The organism is Pseudarthrobacter sp. AL07, assembly GCF_029960665.1.
Lineage (GTDB): Bacteria > Actinomycetota > Actinomycetes > Actinomycetales > Micrococcaceae > Arthrobacter.
Map to the genome: position 1 here is coordinate 21615 of NZ_JASBRB010000017.1, position 19208 is coordinate 40822.

The window sequence follows — 19208 nt, forward strand, 5'->3', positions numbered from 1 at the left end:
GGCGGGATTTGTTCTGTAGAATGACATGCAGTTTGCAAGCGGAGTTCTCTCCCACCCGCGTCAGCCGTTTTCCCGCCGGAAGTAATTCCTGAGGAAGCAAGGTTGCCGGGTACCGGTCGGACAGTTCTTTCAGGTGTCAAGCCTGGGGAAGTGCGCACTGCCTCTAATGAGGACGGTGCATCCGACCATCGAGGCCTTCGATTGCTCCGGCAATTGGGGGCCTTCTCTATTTGCCGGTGGAATACCACATCAATCACAGGAGTTTTAACATTAGCGAGCCAAGAATCAATGAGCGTATCCGCGTCCCCGAGGTGCGGTTGGTCGGTCCTGCAGGTGAACAGGTAGGAATCGTCCGTATTGACGATGCCCTGCGTTTGGCTGCCGAATCCGATCTTGATCTCGTTGAAGTTGCACCGCAGGCCAAGCCTCCGGTGTGCAAGCTGATGGACTTCGGCAAGTACAAGTACGAGGCTGCCGTTAAGGCGCGTGAAGCACGGAAGAACCAGACCAACACGGTTCTGAAGGAAATTCGCTTCCGCCTCAAGATTGACACCCACGACTACGAGACCAAGCGCGGCCACGCACTGCGCTTCCTCGGTGCCGGTGACAAAGTCAAGGCCATGATCCAGTTCCGCGGCCGTGAGCAGCAGCGTCCGGAAATGGGCATCCGCCTGCTCCAGCGCTTCGCTGACGACGTCGCTGATGTGGGCGTTGTTGAGTCCAGCCCCCGTATCGATGGCCGCAACATGGTCATGGTTGTGGGCCCGCTGAAGAACAAGGCCGAAGCCAAGGCTGAGGCACGCCGCGAATCGCAGCGTGCAGAGGCCAAGGCGCAGAACGAAGCGAAGGCTACGGGCGGTGGCCGCGTCGACGTCTCCGGCGACGACCAGGCACCGCTGACGCAGTCGCTGGCTGACCTTCTTCCGGAAGGTTTCGCCATCACCACGGTGCCGGAAACTGAAGCCCCCGCCGAAGCTGAAACGCCTGTTGCGCCTGTCGAAGCAGCTCCGGAATCCGAAGCCCCAGTCAAGGAAGCTCCGGCGGAGGAAGTTCCCGTCAAGGAAACAGCCCCGAAGGAAGCAGCCCCGAAGGCAGCGCCCGTCAAGGAAGCAGCCGTCCAGGAGGCGCCAAAGCAGGCAGCCCCGAAGGCCGCTGCTCCCAAGCGTGAAGCTCCCAAGGCCGCTCCGGCTCCGGTCAAGGCTCCAGCCGCCGTCAAGCCCCCCGAAGCAGCTGCTGCGGCTCCGGCAGCTCCGAGGCCCCCGGTGCCGATGCCCAAGCCGATCGCACGGCCGGCGGCGCCGAAGCCTGCGGCAAGGCCTGCCCCCAAGGCGGCTCCGAAGCCGGCTGGCAAGAAGACTACCTAGTTCACAGCTGCGGGAGGTTATCCTCCTGCAGTACGCAACCAGCATGCCGCCTGCAGGGGTGGCTGCTCGAATGAGCTGCAGACAATGTCTGTGGACACGTAAGGAGATCGGTCCCCATGCCGAAGATGAAGACCCACAGTGGTGCTAAGAAGCGCTTCAAGCTGACCGGCAGCGGCAAGCTGCGCCGCCAGCAGGCCAACCGCCGCCACTACCTTGAGCACAAGTCCTCCAGGCTGACTCGTCGCCTCGCCGGCGACAAGATTGTCTTCAAGGGTGACGCAAAGGTCATCCGGAAGATGCTCGGCATCTAAGTTCCAAGTTCTCTGACTGATGCCACCTGGCAGCAGTCAACTACCAATAAGGCTTCTCAGGCCAGCCGGTTGTTCCGGCAGTAGATGCTTGGGATCAGAATTTTCGAAGGAGTACGCACGTGGCACGTGTGAAGAGGGCGGTCAACGCCCACAAGAAGCGCCGGGTTATCCTTGAACGCGCGAAGGGCTACCGTGGACAGCGGTCACGCCTGTACCGCAAGGCCAAAGAGCAGCTGCTGCACTCGTTTGTGTACAGCTATGGCGACCGCAAGAAGAAGAAGGGCGACTTCCGCCGCCTCTGGATCCAGCGCATCAATGCTGCATCCCGCGCCAACGGCCTGACTTACAACCGTCTGATCCAGGGCCTGAAGGCCGCTGAGGTCGAGGTTGACCGCCGTATGCTTGCTGAGCTGGCCGTTTCGGATGCGAACGCATTCGCCGCGCTGGTGAAGATCGCCAAGGACTCCCTGCCTGCCGACACGTCAGCTCCGGCCGTCGAAGCCGCAGCCCCCAAGGCTGCCAAGGCACCCAAGGCCAAGGCTGCAAAGCCTGCCGCTGACGTAGCTGCCAAGTAGCACCCACGCCAGTTCGAGGACTGGTGGCTGAAGCCACTAAGGTTCTTACATGAACGAAACCGGGCGCCCGCAAGACTTTCCACTCTCCAACCCCCGAGCTGATCGGGTGAGGAAGGTGGCACAACTTGCCGGGCGCCCGGCCCGTTTAAAGCGCAGGGAGTTCCTGGCAGAGGGTCCGCAGGCTGTCCGCGAGGCCCTCACCCTGCACCAGAAACGAGTTGCCGCGGGGGAGCCCGGCGTCGTCTACGAGGTCTACGCGAGCGAGACATGCCTCGACCGGCACCCGGACCTGGAGACACTCGCGGAGGGCATAGACGCATATCTCACAACCGATGAAGTGCTGGCCGCGATGGCGGACACCGTTACCCCGCAGGGCATTCTCGCGGTATGTAGATTCTTGGACGTGAGCCTTGAGCAGGTCCTGGACGCAGGACCGCGGCTGCTTGCAGTGCTGTGTCAGGTCCGGGACCCTGGCAACGCGGGCACCGTGCTCCGGGCAGCTGACGCAGCCGGCGCGGACGCCGTCATCCTGACCGCCTCCAGCGTTGACATCTATAACCCCAAGGCGGTACGTTCCACCGCCGGTTCCCTGTTCCACCTTCCCGTAGTCCTGGGCGCCGATATTGCGGAAGTGACGGCAGCCTGCCGGGCTCGGGGGATCGGGTTACTGGCTGCTGACGGCAACGGTGACGTGAACCTTGATACGCTCCAGGACGAAAACGCCGCCCGCCGAATCGCAGGCCCCGGCGTCGAATCGCTGTTCGCCCTGGAGAATCCCACAGCGTGGCTGTTCGGAAACGAGGCCCAGGGCCTCGCCGAAGACGAACTGGCGCTGGCCGATCACCGCGTGGCCGTGCCCGTATATGGCGGAGCGGAAAGCCTGAACCTCGGCACGGCGGCAACGGTGTGCCTCTATGCGAGTGCCCGGTCTCAGAAGGCATGACTGACGTTCGCGGTGGGGCTCACGGGAAGTCAGACCAGCCGGGACATCTAACCTAATTGGACATGTGAGTTAACAAGGCAGGGCCCCGGAAGTTCTCCGGGGCCCTTGCTGTATGAATCAGATGAGGTAGGGGTAATCAGGGCGCCCGCGTGCTCTTGCTGCGTCCTGTAATGGCGCCGTAGACACCGGCAACGACGAGGCCGCCGACGATAGCCAGGATCCAAGTACCCAGATCAAAGAAGGCAAGGTCACCCTTGCCGAACAGGAGGCTGCCAATCCAGCCGCCTACAATCGCGCCGACCACGCCAAGCACGAGACTCGTCACCCAGCCGCCGCCGACTTTACCCGGCATGACGGCCTTGACGATGGCGCCTACGATGAGGCCGAGAATAATCCAAGCAAGAAAACCCATGTCTCCTCCTTCATATTCGTCGGGATTAGACGTCCCGATTAGTGTTCAAGCTAACATACGGCTCCGTTAATGTCAGCAGGCTTAGTGCATGTCAGAGGTGCGTCTTCTGTACCCGAAAAGGTACGGTGTTCGGGGGCGGAGCCGACTGCGGCGCCGCGATTTTCCCTGCTTGGTTCTGAAACCTGTGATGAGGAGAAGCCTCCGTGGCTGCAAATGGCGGTACCAAGGCGATCGTCGCGGCCCTAGCCGCAAACCTGACCATCGCCGTCCTGAAATTCGTGGCCTTTTTTCTGACGGCATCCTCGTCAATGCTGGCCGAAGCCATCCACTCCGTGGCCGACTCGGGCAACCAACTGCTGCTCCTGATCGGCGGCAAGCGCGCCAGGAAGGCTGCCAGCCCAGAGCACCCGTTCGGGTATGGCCGGGAACGCTACATTTACGCCTTTATCGTCTCAATCGTGCTCTTCAGCGTGGGCGGGCTTTTCGCGCTGTTCGAAGCGTGGGAGAAGCTGCAGAACCCACACGCCATCGAAGGGGACTTCTGGTGGGTTCCTCTGGCGGTGCTGATCGGTGCCATTGTTGCTGAGTCCTTCTCGTTCCGGACCGCCATCATCGAATCCAACCACGTCCGCGGCAAGCAGGGCTGGGTGAGCTTTGTGCGCACGGCCAAGCAGCCGGAGCTGCCGGTCATCCTGCTGGAAGACCTCGGGGCGCTTCTTGGCCTTGTGTTCGCGCTCGTGGGTGTGAGCGTGACCCTCGTCACCGGCAACGGGATCTGGGACGCCGCGGGTACCGGCATGATCGGCCTGTTGCTCGTGGCCATCGCGGTTGTCCTGGCTATCGAAACCAAGTCCTTGCTGCTGGGCGAGTCCGCCACCCGGGCTGATGTGGCCCGCATCAGCGAGGCCATCGAGGCGGAGGGGCACAACCGCATCATCCACCTTAAGACCCTTCACCTCGGACCGGAGGAGCTGCTGGTGGCGGCCAAGATCTCCGTAGGCGCCGCCGATTCCGGCCGGGACATCGCCGCTGCGATTGATGGTGCCGAGTCCCGAATCCGTACGGCCGTTCCGATTGCCCGGGTGATCTACCTCGAACCGGATCTGCACCGGGAAGCCGGCCGCACGGACGAGATATCCGGTGCAGGGCACGTTTCAGGCCCGGTCCACGCTTCAGCCGAAGCCGGGGCCCAGGACCCGCCGGCCTGACGTTACTGCCTTAGCGCACAGCATGCCGCGGTGAAGCCGCTGCCCGCCCGTTCCCCCGGATCAGGCGGCCAGTGACTTCTTGCGTTCCAGGAGCCCGCTGGCCACAGCGATGCCAAAGCCAAGGACGGCCAACACGGCCCCCACGAGCGCAGGCGCCACGAAGCCCCAGCCCCAGGCGATCACTACGCCGCCCAGGAAAGCGCCCAAGGCATTGGCAACGTTGAGCGCTGCATGGTTGAGCGAGGAAGCGAGGGAAGGTGCGTCCGGCGAGGCATCCAACAGGCGGGTCTGCAGGGCAGGGATCAGCATGGAGCCGGACGCCCCCACCACAAAGACCATCACGAGGGCTGACCAGGGCCAGTGCACAGCGACCGCGTAAGCCACCAGGGCGACGGCGATGCCGGGCAGGACCCAGTACAGCGTGCCCATCACCGACTTGTCCGCAAGCCTGCCGCCGATGACAGTTCCCGCCACCATGCCCAGTCCGTACAGTGCGACCACAATGGGCAGCAACGACGCCGGAATCCCGGCCACCAGGGTCATGGTGTGGGCAATGTAGGTGTAGGTCGCGAAGAAGCCGCCAAATCCCACGATGCCGATCAGAATGGCCAGCCACACCTGAAGCCGCTTGAGCGCACCTAGTTCGCGGCGGATGCTCGCGTCAGGATGGGGTGCCTGGTACGGAACATAGCGCCACAGCAGTACCAGCGTCAGCAAGCCGATTCCTCCTACCAGAAGGAACAGCAACCGCCAGCCGAAGGACTGGCCCACCCAGGTGGCCGCCGGTACGCCGATAACGTTTGAAACGGACAAGCCTGCCATCACCATGGAGATGGCCCAACCGCGGCGGGTGGGGGATACCAGGGAAGCGGCGATCACGGCTGCGACACCGAAGAATGCGCCGTGCGGAAGTCCGGCCGCAAACCGGGCCACCAACATGCTGCCGTAATCGGGAGCAAGATAAGATGTCAGGTTGGCGAGGGTGAAGAACAGCATAAGGCCGAGCGCGAGGTGTTTGCGCGGCAGTTTGGCTCCGACTGCGGCCAGCAAGGGCGCGCCCACTACCACTCCGAGGGCATAAGCGGAGATGAGGTGCCCCGCCTCCGGGGTGCTGATACTGAGTCCTTGTTCCACTTCTTTGAGCAGGCCCATCATGGTGAACTCCGTGACGCCTATTCCGACGCCTCCCATGGCCAGCGCAAAGATCGCTGCGCCGACGTGCGGAGTCTTCGCCTTGGACGCGGTGGAGGTTCGGACGACGCTGCTCATGTGCCTGCTTTTCAAAGGGGATGTTGGGGGAGTGCCCGCAAACCATTCTCCCTCATAGACTGGGGCAGTGAGTGGACTGATACAGGTAGTCGGTGGAGCAATAGTGGACTCGTTGATGGAGCCCACCCGCATACTGGTGGCCCGGCGGACTGCTCCCGAGCAGCTCGCCGGGCTCTGGGAGTTCCCCGGCGGCAAGGTCGACGCCGGGGAGGAATGTGAGGCCGCGTTGCACCGGGAACTCAGGGAGGAGCTGGGCGTAGACGTCCGCTTGGGGCCGGAACTCCGCGCCGGGACGGCGGCTGGCTGGCGGCTGAATGAGCGGGCCAGCATGCGGGTGTGGTTGGCGGAGATTTCCAGCGGTGATCCCCAGCCGCTCGAAGACCACGACCTGCTGACGTGGATCAGCACCACGAACCGTGATGAAGCTCTCAGTCTTCCGTGGATCCCGGCCGACTTCCCGATTGTCCGGGCACTTCTTGAATCTTTGGGCACGCCGGTGGGTTCAAGAGCCAGGCGCTGAATTCCAGGACGTCCGGACACCACATTAAGCACCCCGGCTCCAGCAGCCCTGCAAAATCCCGACCTCCCAGGACATGAAGGACTTCCTGCAGAGAAGTACAGGAGCCTGGTCATCCCGGCCGGCTAGGAAACTGCCCCTAGAACAGGGTGGGCTGCTGACGCGGCCCGGCGGCGGCCGGCTGGGATTCCCCAGCTGGCCGTTCCTGTGTGCCGGCGGGGATGGACGGGATACTCCCGGCGGGATACTGGGCTTCCTCGCCGCGAGGATCGTCCTCGAGGTCACGGTGGCTGAAACCGTGGCCGCTGGTGAATCCGTGCCGCTGCTTGAAGTAGTGGACTTTTGCGGCGAGCCACGTGCGGTATTCCTTGGAAGCATAGGAGCCTGTGCCGTAGAGCCTCCGGTAGCGGCCGGCCAGTTCCGTGTGGTTCCCGGCAATCCACTGCATAAACCATTCCCGGGTACCAGGCTTCAGGTAAAGAGCGCCGGCGGTGACGCCCGTCGCTCCTGCGGCGGCCAGGGAGCCGAACAGGGCATCAAGCGCTTCGTCGCTGTCGGAGAGCCACGGCAGGATGGGCATCGCCATGACACCGCAGGGGAGCCCGGCATCGCGCAAGCGGGAGACCAGCTTGAGCCGCGCCCGCGGCCCTGGTGTGCCTGGTTCCACGGCTTCGGAGAGTGCCTCATCCGTCATGGCCAGGGAAATGCCCACACCCACCGGCACCTGGGCGGCAGCCCGCTTCAGCAGCGGAATGTCCCGGGCGAGCAACGTCCCCTTCGTGAGGATGGACAACGGCGTGCCTGAGTCAGCCAAAGCGGTGATGATTCCCGGCATCAGCTGGTAGCGGCCCTCGGCCCGCTGGTAGGGATCCGTGTTGGTGCCAAGGGCCACCTGGTGGCGGTTCCAGGATGGCTTGGCCAGCTCCTTCCGGAGGACCTCGGCGGCATTTACCTTCACCACCACCTGGCTGTCAAAATCCAGCCCGGCGTCAAAGTCCAGGTACGTGTGGCTCTTGCGCGCAAAACAATAAACACAGGCGTGGCTGCAGCCGCGGTACGGGTTGACGGTCCACTCAAACGGCATCCGCGACCCGGCCACCACCTTGTTGAGCACCGATTTGGCGGTGACCTCATGAAAGGTGATGCCGGCGAACTCGGGGGTGGTGACAGAACGGACCAACCCGGTAAGGGGGAGCAGGGCAGGTGACGGGCCACTTCCGAGGTCATCGGCGGGCCGGGGCATCAGTGCTTGTGCATCCCATCTCATGCCCTCTATTCGAAGATATGTTCGAACTTAAGTCAAGGACCGGACACTTGGGAAGTCCGCGCGCCGGGCGCAGTGCCGGGTTCAGCGCCGGGCTCGGTACGGGCTTTGGAAACTGTCAGGCCTGCAGTTGCCAGACCACGGTGACACTCGTGCTAATGCTGGCGTGGCCTGCTTCCACGCTGATGGCTTCGCTGGCGGCGGCGCGCTGGATCCGGGCCACCGGAACCGGTCCGGCTGTATCGGGGTGCTCGGCAATGGAATTCACCGCTCCGAGCCGCGCGGACGCCAGCGATGCAAACTGTTCGGCCCGGGAAACGGCATCTTGCCAGGCAGCTTCCCGGGCAAGGGAGGCGACGGCTGACTCATCCAAGAAGCCAAGCTCCAGTCCGTTCAGGCGTACGTCATCGCCGCCGGCGTCTACTGCAGCGGCAATAACGCCGGACGCCGCGCTCACCTGCCGCAGGCGTACGGTAAGCCCGCTGGAGGCCACATAGCCGGTCACCTGCTGGCCGCCGCCGTCGCGCCAGACGAACTCCGGCCGGACGTTCAGCCCGGACGTCCGGATGTCCGCATCAGCCACGCCGTGCCGGCGGAGCGCACCGGATACAGCCGCAGACGCGGTTCCCGCGTCCGCATAGGCGGTGCCCACGCTGTCCCGCCGGCATTCGACGCCCACGGAAATGGTCAGCAGGTCCGGTCGCGCCTCCGCTGTCCCCGTTCCGGTCACGGTGATGGTCCTGTTGTTGGTCCAGGTGTTGGGTTCGCCCGTCATGTCAGACCTCGATTCCGCCGGCCCCAAGGGGCGCCGGCCTTGTTGTCCTGCTGTCAACGTAGCCGCCGGCCGCCAGGCCGGCCTGCCGTTCGAAGAAATTCTCCGAAGCCGGATCGCCCGTCCGGAGCAGCGACCAGCCTGCAGCCAGGAAATACAGCGGAAGAAAGGGCAGTCCCAGGCAGCAGGCGTACTGGCTGCAGTGCTTTTCCTCATGACCCAGGAGAGCCGGATTGGAGGTCAGACCTTCAGCCCGGATCCTGCAGATAACCACGTTGCCAAGGGTAAAGGCCCCGGCATAGGGAAGGCGCCACCGGTAACCGGACGCGATGAGCAGCCCTCGAGGGCCTTGGCTAACGGCGGTTCCCGCCGCTGCGGCAACGGCCAGGCCCAGCAGGGTGGTGCCGTTGGCCAGGTTGGCAAGCTGCCGTACCCGCTGCCCTGCCGTCACGTGCCCTGCCGCGACGTGCCCCGCCGCGAGCGGCCCAGCGCTCCACGGCCCAGCCCTCAACTGCCCTGCCGTCAACAGTTGCGCGGCTGCCCGGCCCTGCCCTTGTGTCATGAGGCCATGGTAGCCGGAGCCTTCACTTAGACTGGAGGATAGTGGCCGCCGGTTTTGACCGGTGTGCCCTGACCTGGTCATCGAGTGCATTCATCACGCATGGATTCACGGAATGACCTGCCAGTGACGGATGCGCTGCCGGGAAACCGTGTGCGGCTGCACCCCTAACGGGCAGCCCCGACTCGTAGCTAAGAACAGTAGATGACTGAAACTTTGCCGGGCGCCGCCATCCCGAACCCTACGGATGAAGCCGCCATTACTGCCGCTGTAGACCAGGCCATCGCCGCCATTGCCGGCGCCGGCTCCCTTGACGAACTCAAGGCGGTGAGGCTGGCCCACACCGGCGAGAAATCGCCGCTCAGCCTGGCCAACCGGGAGATCGGCGGACTGCCGAAAGACCAGAAAGCCGTAGCCGGCAAGCTCATGGGTTCCTCCCGCGGCCGGGTCAACAAGGCGCTCGCGGACCGCACCGCCGAGCTGGAAGCACAAAACGACGCCCGGATCCTGCTGGTAGAGACAGTGGACGTCACTGCCGCACCCCGCCGTCGTCGGGCAGGAGCCCGGCACCCGCTCTCGACGCTTCAGGACCGCGTGGCGGACATCTTTGTTGGCATGGGCTGGGAAATCGCCGAAGGCCCCGAAGTGGAATCCGAGTGGTTCAACTTCGACGCCCTGAACTTCAAGCCGGACCACCCGGCCCGCGAAATGCAGGACACCTTCTTCGTGGAGCCGCCCGAGGCCCACCTGGTGATGCGTACGCACACCTCACCGGTGCAGGTCCGTTCCATGCTGGAACGCGAACTGCCGATCTACGTGCTGTGCCCCGGCAAGGTGTTCCGCACCGATGAACTGGACGCCACCCACACCCCGGTGTTCCACCAGTTCGAGGGCCTGGCCATCGACAAGAACCTGAGCATGGCCGACCTCCTGGGCACGCTGGAGCACTTCACCCGGCAGATGTTCGGTGATGAAGCCTCCGTCCGGCTGCGCCCGAATTACTTCCCCTTCACCGAGCCGTCCGCGGAACTGGACATCTGGCACCCGGGCGCCAAGGGCGGCCCTCGCTGGATCGAATGGGGCGGCTGCGGCATGGTCAACCCCAATGTCCTCCGGGCCGCAGGCATTGACCCGGACATCTACTCCGGTTTCGCATTTGGCATGGGTATCGAGCGCGCGCTCATGTTCCGCAATGAAGTCGGCGACATGCGCGACATGATCGAAGGCGACGTACGTTTCAGCGAGCACTTCGGGATGGAGATCTAACAGTGCGTATCCCACTTTCCTGGCTGCGTGAATTCGCAGCAGTACCGGCCGGAGCAACGGCCGAAGACGTGATGGCCGAACTGGTCAAGGTCGGGTTTGAAGAAGAGGCCGTCCACCGTCCCACGGACACCCTGCAGGGTCCGGTTGTGGTGGGCCAGGTCCTGAGCATCGTCAAGGAACCCCAGACCAACGGCAAAACCATCAACTGGTGCCAGGTCCGGGTTGTCCCCGAAGGCCAGGAACAGGCCCTCACCGGCGAAGGCATCGACCCGTCCGGCGTGCAGGGGATCATCTGCGGCGCCCACAACTTCGTTGAGGGCGACAAAGTAGTGGTCACCCTGCCCGGAGCGGTCCTGCCCGGCGACTTCCGCATTTCCGCCCGGAAGACGTACGGCCACCTCTCCGCCGGCATGATCGCCTCCGTCCGTGAGCTGGGCATCGGCGAAGACCACGACGGCATCCTGGTGCTGTCCCGCATCGGGCTTGATCCGGAAATCGGTACCGACGCCATGGAACTGCTGGGCCTCTATGACCAGGCTGCCGAGATCAACGTGACCCCGGACCGCGGCTACGCGTTCTCCATCCGTGGTGTGGCCCGTGAGTACGCCCACGCCACCGGAACCTCCTTCACGGACCCGGCTTCAGAGGTCCTGGCCCCGGCGGAGCTTTCCGGCGGCTACGGCGTCAAGCTCAACGACGACGCGCCCATCTACGGTAAGACCGGCTGTGACCGTTTTGTGGCCCGCACCGTCCGCGGCGTCGACGCCACCAGGCCGACGCCCGCGTGGATGACCTCGCGGCTGCGGCTCGCCGGGATCCGCTCCATCTCCCTGCCGGTGGACATCTCCAACTACGTGATGCTCGAGCTCGGCCAGCCCACGCACTGCTATGACCTGGACAAACTGTCCGGAGACATCGTGGTCCGGCGCGCCGTGCCGGGGGAGAAAATCACCACCCTGGACGCCAAGGAGCGCGCGCTCGACGTCGAAGACCTCCTCATCACCGACGGTTCCGGCGCGATCGGCATTGCCGGCGTGATGGGCGGTGCCGCCACGGAGGTGAGCGATTCGACGTCGAACGTCCTGGTGGAGGCGGCACACTTCGATGAGGTGTCCATTGGCCGGTCCCGCCGCCGGCACAAGCTGCCGTCCGAGGCGTCCAAGCGCTTCGAGCGCGGCGTCGACTGGCACGTGGCGGACATCGCCGCCCAGCGTGTTGTTGACCTCCTGGTGGAGCTCGCCGATGGGATTGCCGACCAGGCGGGGACCGACGTCGGGACCGCGCCGGACGCCGTAACCATCGCGCTGCCGGCAGGCTTCGCCGCCCAGCGGATCGGCATCGATTTCACCGAGGAGCAGATTACCACCGCGCTGGTGGACCTGGGTGCCGTGGTTGAAGAATCCGACGGCGGCTGGACCGTGAGCGCCCCGAGCTGGCGCAACGACCTTGAAACCAAAGAGGACCTCTCCGAGGAAATCGCGCGGCTGGTGGGCTACGAGAACATCCCCGCCACCCTTCCGGTGGCCCCTCCGGGACGTGGCCTGACCCGCGTGCAGCAGCAGCGCCGCCGGCTCATCCAGGCACTGGCTGACGCCGGGCTGACCGAAGTCCTGGCCTACCCGTTCGTCTCCAAAGCCGCCAACGACACCTTCGGCGTCGCCGAGCAGGGTGCTGCCCGGAGCGCCGTCAAGCTGGCGAATCCCATCAGCGAGGAACACGGCTTCCTGCGCACGTCCATCCTCCCCGGGCTCATCGAGGTGGCCAAGCGAAACCACTCCCGCGGCTTCCGCGACCTGGCGCTCTTCGAGTCCGGCCTGGTGTTCCTGCCGAGCGGGACTGTAGGTACACCGTCCATCCCGCCGCTGGGCGTCAAGCCTTCCGACGAGGTGCTGGATGCACTGTACGACGGCGTTCCGGACCAGCCGCTGTACGTCGCCGCTGTCCTCACCGGCCACGACTCACCCGCTGCCGCGAACCACACGCCGCGCTTGTGGGACTGGTCCGACGCGCTGGATATTGCCCGGCTTGCCGGGGACGTCCTGGGCGTGGAGATCGTGGTCAGCCAGGGTGCGCACCAGGCGTTCCACCCCGGCCGGGCCGCGCAGCTCTCGCTGCGGACCGGTGAGGTGGTGGGGTACGCAGGCGAGCTGCACCCGAAGCTCCTGGCCGCGCATGACATGCCTGCCCGGTCGGTGGCGCTGGAATTCAACGCCGATGCGTTGTTCGAGGCAGCCGCGGATGTGATTGTGGCCCGCCACATCTCCACGTTCCCGGTGGCCACCCAGGACGTTGCCCTGGTGGTGCCGCAGGAGATTCCCGCGGACCAGGTCCTCGAGGCGCTCCGCGAAGGCGCCGGCGAGCTGCTGGAGGACGTGGCGCTGTTCGACGTCTACGCCGGCAAGGGTATTGAAGAAGGCAAGAAATCGCTCGCCTTCGGCCTGCGATTCCGGGCCACGGACCGGACGCTGACGGCCGATGAGGCCTCGGCTGCGCGCGAAAGCGCTGTTGCCCTGGCTGCAGAGCGCTTCGGCGCCGTCCAGCGCTAAACGCGGATCCGGATGGCAGGGCTGGTGGGGGCGGGGCCGGTGGCGCCAGTGCCGGTCCTGCGTTCCTGCCCTCCCGGCGTATCCGAAGGGCAGGACCCGACGGCGGGCCACCAGTCAGTAGTGCTGGGGCCCGCCGAGCTGGCCCGAGCAGCTGCCCTGGCACCCGGCCCGCGGGCCGTTTTTGTCGCTGGCCGGCGTGCCCTGCGAAGGTTCGCAGCAGAACTGCTGGACGTCCCGGCGTCGGACCTCACCACTCACTTCAGCTGCCCCCGGTGCGGCTCCGGCCCCGAGCTATCGCACGGCAGGCCGGGTTATACGCTCAGGGGAGAGCCGGTGCCGCTCGCGCTGAGCCTGTCCCGGAGTTCCGGGTGGATCCTGTTGGGCGCCGTGACGGATCCGGCGGTCGGAGTCCGCATTGGCGTGGACCTGGCGGACCCGTCCGGGATGGCCTTTGACGGGTTCGACGGCGTGGCCCTTACCGCCGCCGAGCGCGCGGCCCTCGCCGGGCTGGCCGGGCCTCAGCTGCTGCGGGAGCGGGCACGGCTCTGGGCGCGCAAGGAAGCCTGGCTCAAGATGACGGGCGACGGCCTCGTTACGGACCCGGAAACGCTTGATGTTTTGTCCCGCCCGGAAATCCGGGACCTGGCCGCCGGAGAAGCCGGCCTCCCGCTCAACTTTCGCGCCGCCGTCGCGGTTTCGCGCACCGGCAGCTAGCGACGTTGTTGTCAGCGCACTTGCCCGTCACCGCACTTGCTGGTCAGCGCACCGGCAGCGGCGGAAGGGCGGCCTCGAGCAGCCACGGGTGCAGCAGCGCCTCGGTGTCCAGTCCGGTTGCCCGGTCCGCGGCGAGGATAAAGGCCGCCGTGGACACCGAACCGTGACGGTGGGTATCCGTCCAGTCGTGCAAGAGGGCAAAAAATGCCAGGTCGCCGCACCGGATCCGCAGGGCATGCAGGGCCAGGGCTCCGCGCTTGTAGACGCGGTCATCAAACATCAGCTCCGGCCCGGGGTCGCCCACGATGATGTCCTGGCTGCCGGCGGCCAGCTTCCGCCAGGCTGCGGCGGCCCGGTCCGCAATGGGCAGGACGCCCGCTTCCTCGGACCAGATCCACTCCGCGTAGCAGGCGAAGCCTTCGTGGAGCCAGATGTCCGCCCAGGATGAGGCCGTGAGAGAGTTCCCGAACCACTGGTGCGCGAGCTCGTGGGCGATGAGCCGCTGGGATTCCCACTCCTGCGTCAGGTGGTTCCGGCCCAGAATGGACAGCGTCTGCGCTTCAAGCGGTATTTCCAGCTCGTCTTCGGTCACCACCACGGAATATTCCGGAAACGGGTAGGGCCCGAAGCAGCTGGCAAAGGTGCGCATCATTTCCGGCTGCCTCGCCAGGCCCTCACGGGCGGCATCGACCAACAGCGCCGGGACGGCGGCGAACTGCGGAACCTGGCCGTCCACGGGGAAGGGAGTCAGGGCGAGGAACTCATACCGGCCAATCTGGACCGTGGCAAGGTAGGTGGCCATGGGCTCCGCCTGCTCGTAGACCCAGGTCCCGCGGCTGGCCCTGCTGGTGTGGGAGATCAGCGTCCCGTTGCACACGGCCCGGTAATTGGCGTCGGTGGTCACACTGATTTTGTAGCTGGCCTTGTCGCCGGCGTGGTCGTTGCAGGGGAACCAGGAGGCGGCGCCGTTCGGCTGGCCAGCCACCAGGACGCCATCGGTGAGTTCCTCCCAGCCCACCTCGCCCCAGAACCCGCGGCGGGGGGCAGGGTTGCCTTCATAGCGGATGTCCAGGGTAAATTCCTCGCCCGCCTGCAGTGCTGCTTCGGGCACAATGACCAGTTGTCCCGCGCGCTGGCTGAATTTCTTTACCCGGCGCCCGCTGAGCTGGATCTTCGTGGCCCGGAGCCCGGTCAGGTCCAGGACCACGGCCGCCGTCGCATACCGGGTGACGGCGTTGAGGACCGCCCGCCCGCTCAGGCGGTTGCTGCTGAGCTTGTAGTCAAGGTCCAGTTCGTAGCGGCTGACCCTGTACGCGTTCGTGCCATGGCCCGGCATGTAGGGATCAGGTGCCGAAGCATCCTGCTCCGATGTGCGGGCGGGGCCGGTATTCGCGGCCGTCGGGCTCGGTACGGGGGAACTCATAAGACGGTCTTTCCGATCGGCGTAGGGCGGCAGGACACCTGGTGCGGGGGCTACCGTGGCTTTGGAGCGGACGCTGCGGGTCCGCTCCAGGGGCTCACCGGGTTGCCCATCCAGTAGGTCGCGGCTGGAACCGATTCACCCCTCATCACCAGTGACGCCGGTCCAACGGTTCCGCCGGCTCCGATGCTGGCCTGCGGCAGGATGACACCATGTGGCCCCATGGTTGCACCGTCTTCGAGGGTAACAGTGTCCAGGCTCATGACGCGGTCGTGGAACAGGTGCGTCTGGACCACGCAGCCCCGGTTGACGGTGGAGTTCCGCCCAAGGGATACGAGGTCAGCTTCAGGGAGCCAGTAGCTTTCGCACCACGTGCCGCGGCCGATCCGTGCGCCAAGCGCCCGGAGCCACCAGACCAGGGCCGGCGTCCCGGTGGCTGCACGCGCGAACCAGGGGGCGCTGACCATTTCGATAAAGGTGTCCACCACCTCGTTGCGCCAGATGAAGGAGCTCCAGAGCGGGTGCTCGCCGGCACGGATCCGTCCCACGAGGACCCATTTGGCGACGACGGCGCTGCCCGCGGCCATCGCGCCCGCCAGCAGCATCACGACCCCGCCCAAGGCTGCGGCAATCCCGTAGTTGTATGCGGCGGCCAGCCAGTCAAAGGCAAGCATCACGCCTGCGGCGATCGCCACAGTGGCCACCACGGGAATGAAACGGCCCAGTTCCCAGAGGCAGCGGGCAAACCTGAGCCGCAGCGGCGGCTGGAAGGTACGTGTGTCATCTGAAGCGATGGCGGTACGCCGGAGCCGCACGGGTGGGCTGCCCAGCCATGACGTCCCTGCTTTGGCCTTGGCCGGGGTGGCCGACAGAACGGCCACGAGTGAGTTCTTGGGGACGTTCCGGCCGGCAGCGGTCATGCCGGAGTTGCCCAGGAAGGAGCGCTTGCCGATCTTCGCGGGCGCAATCCGCAACCACCCGCCGTCGAGCTCGTAGGAGGCCACCATGGTGTCGTCGGCCAGGAAGGCGCCCTCGCCCACGGTGGTCATCTTGGGGATGAGCAGGACGGTGGAGGCTTCGACGTTCTTGCCGATCCTGGCACCGAGGAGGCGCAGCCAGACCGGAGTGAAGAGACTGGCATAGATGGGGAATAGCAGGTCGCGGGCCAGGTCCAGTACGCGTTCCGTGGCCCAGACCTGCCAGCCGATCCGGCTGCGGACGCGATAGTAGCCCTCGGCCAGGCCGATCCCGAGCAGCCGGGTGGTGACCAAAATGAGCAGCAGATTGACGACGAACCACACAAGGGCCGCGGGTGCGAGGGCGAGCAGGATCTGCGGCATGGCGGCGGAGAGCGAAGCGCTGCCCCGGATGAAGCCAAAGGTTACCAGCCCTGCGGCGGCGGCGGAGACGTAGGGGATCAGGGCCAGCACGGCCGAAGCCGCGGCGAATCCGGCGAACCAGAGCCGGCCAATCAGCCGATGTTCTGCGGGAGTGTCCGGCAGCGAGTGCTTGGCCTTGCCCCGGCGTTCGGCCGGGGACCCGGCAACGTGGTGGCCGGCCTTGACCTTGCCGAGGACCGCCGAGCCTGGTTCCACCTGGGCTCCGGCGCCGATGGAAGCGCCGGGCATCAGCGTGCTGCGCGCCCCTACGCTGGCTCCTGCCCCGATGTGGACGGCTCCGATATGGACGATGTCCCCGTCGATCCACCAACCGGAAAGGTCCACTTCAGGCTCAATGTTGGAGCCACTGCCGAGGGAAAGCAATCCGGTAACGGGGGGAAGCGAGTGCAGCTGGACGTTGGTGCCGATCCTGGCGCCCAGCGCCCGGGCGTAGTAGGGGACCCATGGTGCGCTGGCGAGGCTGATAGCACCTGCGAGGTCCTGGATTTGTTCTGCCAGCCACAGGCGCAGGTGCACGCGCCCTGAGCGCGGGTACGTTCCCGGCTTCACCTTCCGCAGCAGGATCCGGGCCGCGGCCACGGAAATCAGCATCCGGCCGGCCGGAGAGACGAAGACCAGCCAGGACGCGGCCACCCACCACCAGGAAACTGTGGGGGCGGCACTGAAGCCTGCCAAGGCAGCCAGCACGTTATTAGCCGCCATGAGGTAGGTCAGCCAGCGCATCCCCACCAGGATGTGCAGGGGAATGCCCATCAGCGTCTGGAAGACCTGGGATTTGAACGCGGTGGGGCGTACAGTCCTGGACGGCGCCGGCCCGGCGGGCACGCCGTCGGGAAGTGTCTGGCGGGCCGCATCAATCAGGGCCCCGATCCTGGGCGTGGCGTAGATGTCGGCGACCGTGATGGTCGGGTACCGGCTCCTGAGGGCGGAGACCAGCCGGGCAGCGGAGAGGGAGCCGCCGCCGTAGGCGAAGAAGTCGGCGTCGAGGCTTGATACGGGGCTGCCAAGGACGGCCGTCCACTGTTCGGCGATCCAGGCGGCATCTTCCGGCAGGTTCAACGGAGCAGCGTCAGCCTCCGCCGCGCCGCTCCCGGTCAACGGCCAGGGCAGGGCATGACGGTCCACTTTGCCGCTGGTTTTCGTCGGCATGGACTCGACGACGGTCAGCAGCGGAATGAGGGGGGCGGGGAGGCTCGCCGCCAGGAGCTCACGGGCTGCCACCAGATCCAGGTCCGCATCAGCGGCGGCCAGGTATCCCACCAGGATCTGGTTGCCGGCCGCGGTTGTCTGGACGGCCGCCGCCGCTCCGGCGACGTGGGGGAGGGCCTGCAGGGCAGCGTCAATTTCGCCCAGTTCGATCCGTCGTCCACCGAGCTTGACCTGTTCGTCCGCACGGCCCATAAAGATCAGGCCGGCGGCTTCGTAGCGGACCAGATCGCCGGAACGGTAGGCGCGGTCCCAGCCGAAGGACGGCATGGGTGCGTACTTCTCCCGGTCCTTGTCCGGGTCAAGGTAACGGGCCAGCCCGACGCCGCCGATGATCAGCTCGCCGATGTCCCCTTCGCTGACGGGCAGTCCGTCGGGGTCCACCACGGCCAGGTCCCAGCCGTCCAGCGGCAGCCCGATCCGGACCGGACCGGGACCACCCAGGGGAGCAGCGCAGGCCACGACCGTGGACTCCGTGGGGCCGTAGGTGTTCCATACTTCCCGGCCCGGGATGGCAAGCCGTTCGGCGAGCTCGGGCGGGCAGGCTTCGCCGCCAAAAATCAGGAGCCGGACACTCTCCAGGGACTCTGCGGGCCAGAGTGCCGCAAGGGTAGGAACAGTGGACACTGCGGTGATGCCGTGGCTGATGAGCCAGGGGCCAAGGTCCGTTCCCGTCCTGACCAGGGCACGCGGCGCGGGCACCAGGCAGGCGCCATGACGCCAGGCAAGCCACATTTCCTCGCACGAGGCATCAAAGGCGACCGAAAGCCCTGCCAGTACCCTGTCTTGCGGGCCGAGTGGTTCCTCTTGCAGGAAGATCCGGGCTTCGGCGTCAACAAAGGCGGCGGCGGAGCGGTGCTGGACCGCGACGCCCTTGGGCGTGCCGGTGGACCCGGAGGTAAAGATCACCCAGGCGTCATCGCCGGGCTCGGCAGCACGGCTTTCGGCTTCACGGCGCTCGGCAGAATGGTGCTCAGCGACTCGGCCGTCTTCCTTGGGCCGGGAGGCCGTGACAATGACCGCGGCCCCACCGGTGAGGACTGTGGCCACGCGTGCCTCGTTGAAGACGAGCCGTGCACGTTCCTCGGGGTCGTCGGCGTCCACGGGCACGTAGGCGGCGCCGATGTGCAGGATCGCGAGAATCGAGATGTAGAGCTCATTGGTCCCGGACGGAATCCGCACGCCGATCCTGTCGCCGGCGCCCAGTCCGGCGGCCCGGAGCTCCCGCCCTTTGGCCCGGACCTCGGCCATCAGGTCCGCGTAGCTCAGGGAGCGTTGGCCGTCGTCGAGCGCCGATGCCTCCGGGAAGCGGGTGGCCGATTCCGCCAGGATGGCCATGAGTGTCCGCTCGGGAGGGGCCAAGGGCAAACCGGCCAGCTGGGGGCGGTAAAGATCTTCCGGCCGGGATGCCACGACGTTTGACTGATGCTCACTCACGGACGGATCCTGCCTGAGGAAAGCG

16 protein-coding genes are annotated in these 19208 nt (G+C 65.9%); 9 read left to right on the forward strand and 7 right to left on the reverse strand.

What is annotated here, in order from left to right; genetic code table 11:
* Nucleotides 1–236: 236 nt before the first annotated feature.
* The 4 genes from infC (at nucleotide 237) to QK290_RS13200 (ending at nucleotide 3193) form a co-directional block, all read left to right on the forward strand.
* Nucleotides 237–1364 (forward strand): translation initiation factor IF-3, encoded by a 1128-nt coding sequence (gene infC, locus QK290_RS13185; RefSeq protein ID WP_282331104.1) that lies wholly within the window; start codon nucleotides 237–239, stop codon nucleotides 1362–1364.
* Nucleotides 1365–1480: 116 nt separating this feature from the next.
* A complete protein-coding gene (gene rpmI, locus QK290_RS13190) occupies nucleotides 1481–1675 on the forward strand; it encodes a 50S ribosomal protein L35 (RefSeq protein WP_009358635.1) in 195 nt (64 codons plus the stop codon).
* A 119-nt stretch (nucleotides 1676–1794) separates the two neighbouring features.
* Nucleotides 1795–2250, forward strand: coding sequence for a 50S ribosomal protein L20 (rplT, locus tag QK290_RS13195; protein ID WP_056342954.1), 456 nt, complete (start codon nucleotides 1795–1797; stop codon nucleotides 2248–2250).
* 49 nt (nucleotides 2251–2299) lie between these two features.
* On the forward strand, nucleotides 2300–3193 hold the full coding sequence (locus QK290_RS13200; RefSeq protein WP_282331105.1) for an RNA methyltransferase: 894 nt from the start codon (nucleotides 2300–2302) through the stop codon (nucleotides 3191–3193).
* Between the two features lie 136 nt (nucleotides 3194–3329).
* Here QK290_RS13200 and QK290_RS13205 read toward each other — a convergent pair whose 3' ends face one another.
* Nucleotides 3330–3605, reverse strand: a complete 276-nt coding sequence (locus QK290_RS13205; protein WP_056342958.1) for a GlsB/YeaQ/YmgE family stress response membrane protein — start codon at nucleotides 3603–3605, stop codon at nucleotides 3330–3332.
* A 203-nt stretch (nucleotides 3606–3808) separates the two neighbouring features.
* On the opposite strand from QK290_RS13205, the gene QK290_RS13210 reads away from it, so the two are divergent.
* Nucleotides 3809–4813 (forward strand): cation diffusion facilitator family transporter, encoded by a 1005-nt coding sequence (locus QK290_RS13210; protein WP_282331106.1) that lies wholly within the window; start codon nucleotides 3809–3811, stop codon nucleotides 4811–4813.
* 60 nt (nucleotides 4814–4873) lie between these two features.
* On the opposite strand, the gene QK290_RS13215 is transcribed toward QK290_RS13210, so the two are convergent.
* Nucleotides 4874–6082: an MFS transporter gene (locus QK290_RS13215; protein ID WP_282331107.1), complete on the reverse strand. Its 1209-nt coding sequence runs from the start codon at nucleotides 6080–6082 to the stop codon at nucleotides 4874–4876.
* A gap of 67 nt (nucleotides 6083–6149) precedes the next feature.
* Between QK290_RS13215 and QK290_RS13220 the strand changes: the two genes are divergently transcribed.
* Entirely contained in the window at nucleotides 6150–6602 is a 453-nt protein-coding gene (locus tag QK290_RS13220) for a (deoxy)nucleoside triphosphate pyrophosphohydrolase (RefSeq protein ID WP_282331108.1), read from the forward strand.
* A gap of 136 nt (nucleotides 6603–6738) precedes the next feature.
* Here the strand turns inward: QK290_RS13220 and QK290_RS13225 are convergent, their stop codons facing one another.
* From QK290_RS13225 to QK290_RS13235, 3 genes are all read right to left on the reverse strand, one after another.
* Complete coding sequence (locus QK290_RS13225; RefSeq protein ID WP_282331109.1) at nucleotides 6739–7866, reverse strand: Rv2578c family radical SAM protein; 1128 nt, start codon at nucleotides 7864–7866, stop codon at nucleotides 6739–6741.
* A gap of 115 nt (nucleotides 7867–7981) precedes the next feature.
* On the reverse strand, nucleotides 7982–8638 hold the full coding sequence (locus tag QK290_RS13230) for an SIMPL domain-containing protein (RefSeq protein ID WP_282331110.1): 657 nt from the start codon (nucleotides 8636–8638) through the stop codon (nucleotides 7982–7984).
* Nucleotide 8639: 1 nt separating this feature from the next.
* Nucleotides 8640–9086: a hypothetical protein gene (locus QK290_RS13235; protein ID WP_282331132.1), complete on the reverse strand. Its 447-nt coding sequence runs from the start codon at nucleotides 9084–9086 to the stop codon at nucleotides 8640–8642.
* Nucleotides 9087–9398: 312 nt separating this feature from the next.
* Between QK290_RS13235 and pheS the strand changes: the two genes are divergently transcribed.
* From pheS to QK290_RS13250, 3 genes are read left to right on the forward strand one after another with little or no spacing between them, the layout of a single operon-like run.
* The gene (gene pheS, locus QK290_RS13240) at nucleotides 9399–10460 is read left to right on the forward strand and encodes a phenylalanine--tRNA ligase subunit alpha (RefSeq protein WP_282331111.1); all 1062 of its coding nucleotides are present in this window, start codon (nucleotides 9399–9401) and stop codon (nucleotides 10458–10460) included.
* 2 nt (nucleotides 10461–10462) lie between these two features.
* Nucleotides 10463–13006, forward strand: a complete 2544-nt coding sequence (gene pheT / locus QK290_RS13245; protein WP_282331112.1) for a phenylalanine--tRNA ligase subunit beta — start codon at nucleotides 10463–10465, stop codon at nucleotides 13004–13006.
* Nucleotides 13007–13018: 12 nt separating this feature from the next.
* Nucleotides 13019–13720, forward strand: coding sequence for a 4'-phosphopantetheinyl transferase family protein (locus QK290_RS13250; RefSeq protein WP_282331113.1), 702 nt, complete (start codon nucleotides 13019–13021; stop codon nucleotides 13718–13720).
* 43 nt (nucleotides 13721–13763) lie between these two features.
* On the opposite strand, the gene QK290_RS13255 is transcribed toward QK290_RS13250, so the two are convergent.
* Complete coding sequence (locus QK290_RS13255; protein ID WP_282331133.1) at nucleotides 13764–15056, reverse strand: M1 family metallopeptidase; 1293 nt, start codon at nucleotides 15054–15056, stop codon at nucleotides 13764–13766.
* A gap of 137 nt (nucleotides 15057–15193) precedes the next feature.
* A complete protein-coding gene (locus QK290_RS13260) occupies nucleotides 15194–19084 on the reverse strand; it encodes a Pls/PosA family non-ribosomal peptide synthetase (RefSeq protein ID WP_282331134.1) in 3891 nt (1296 codons plus the stop codon).
* Nucleotides 19085–19208 lie beyond the last annotated feature (124 nt).

Coding starts and splice junctions, on each gene's coding strand:
- QK290_RS13260 (WP_282331134.1), bottom strand. CDS start 19,084: ATGGCCATCCTGGCGGAATCGGCCACCCGCTTCCCGGAGGCATCGGCG.
- QK290_RS13230 (WP_282331110.1), bottom strand. CDS start 8,638: ATGACGGGCGAACCCAACACCTGGACCAACAACAGGACCATCACCGTG.
- rpmI (WP_009358635.1), top strand. CDS start 1,481: ATGCCGAAGATGAAGACCCACAGTGGTGCTAAGAAGCGCTTCAAGCTG.
- QK290_RS13255 (WP_282331133.1), bottom strand. CDS start 15,056: ATGCCGGGCCATGGCACGAACGCGTACAGGGTCAGCCGCTACGAACTG.
- pheS (WP_282331111.1), top strand. CDS start 9,399: ATGACTGAAACTTTGCCGGGCGCCGCCATCCCGAACCCTACGGATGAA.
- QK290_RS13225 (WP_282331109.1), bottom strand. CDS start 7,866: ATGAGATGGGATGCACAAGCACTGATGCCCCGGCCCGCCGATGACCTC.
- QK290_RS13200 (WP_282331105.1), top strand. CDS start 2,300: ATGAACGAAACCGGGCGCCCGCAAGACTTTCCACTCTCCAACCCCCGA.
- QK290_RS13205 (WP_056342958.1), bottom strand. CDS start 3,605: ATGGGTTTTCTTGCTTGGATTATTCTCGGCCTCATCGTAGGCGCCATC.
- QK290_RS13250 (WP_282331113.1), top strand. CDS start 13,019: ATGGCAGGGCTGGTGGGGGCGGGGCCGGTGGCGCCAGTGCCGGTCCTG.
- QK290_RS13215 (WP_282331107.1), bottom strand. CDS start 6,082: ATGAGCAGCGTCGTCCGAACCTCCACCGCGTCCAAGGCGAAGACTCCG.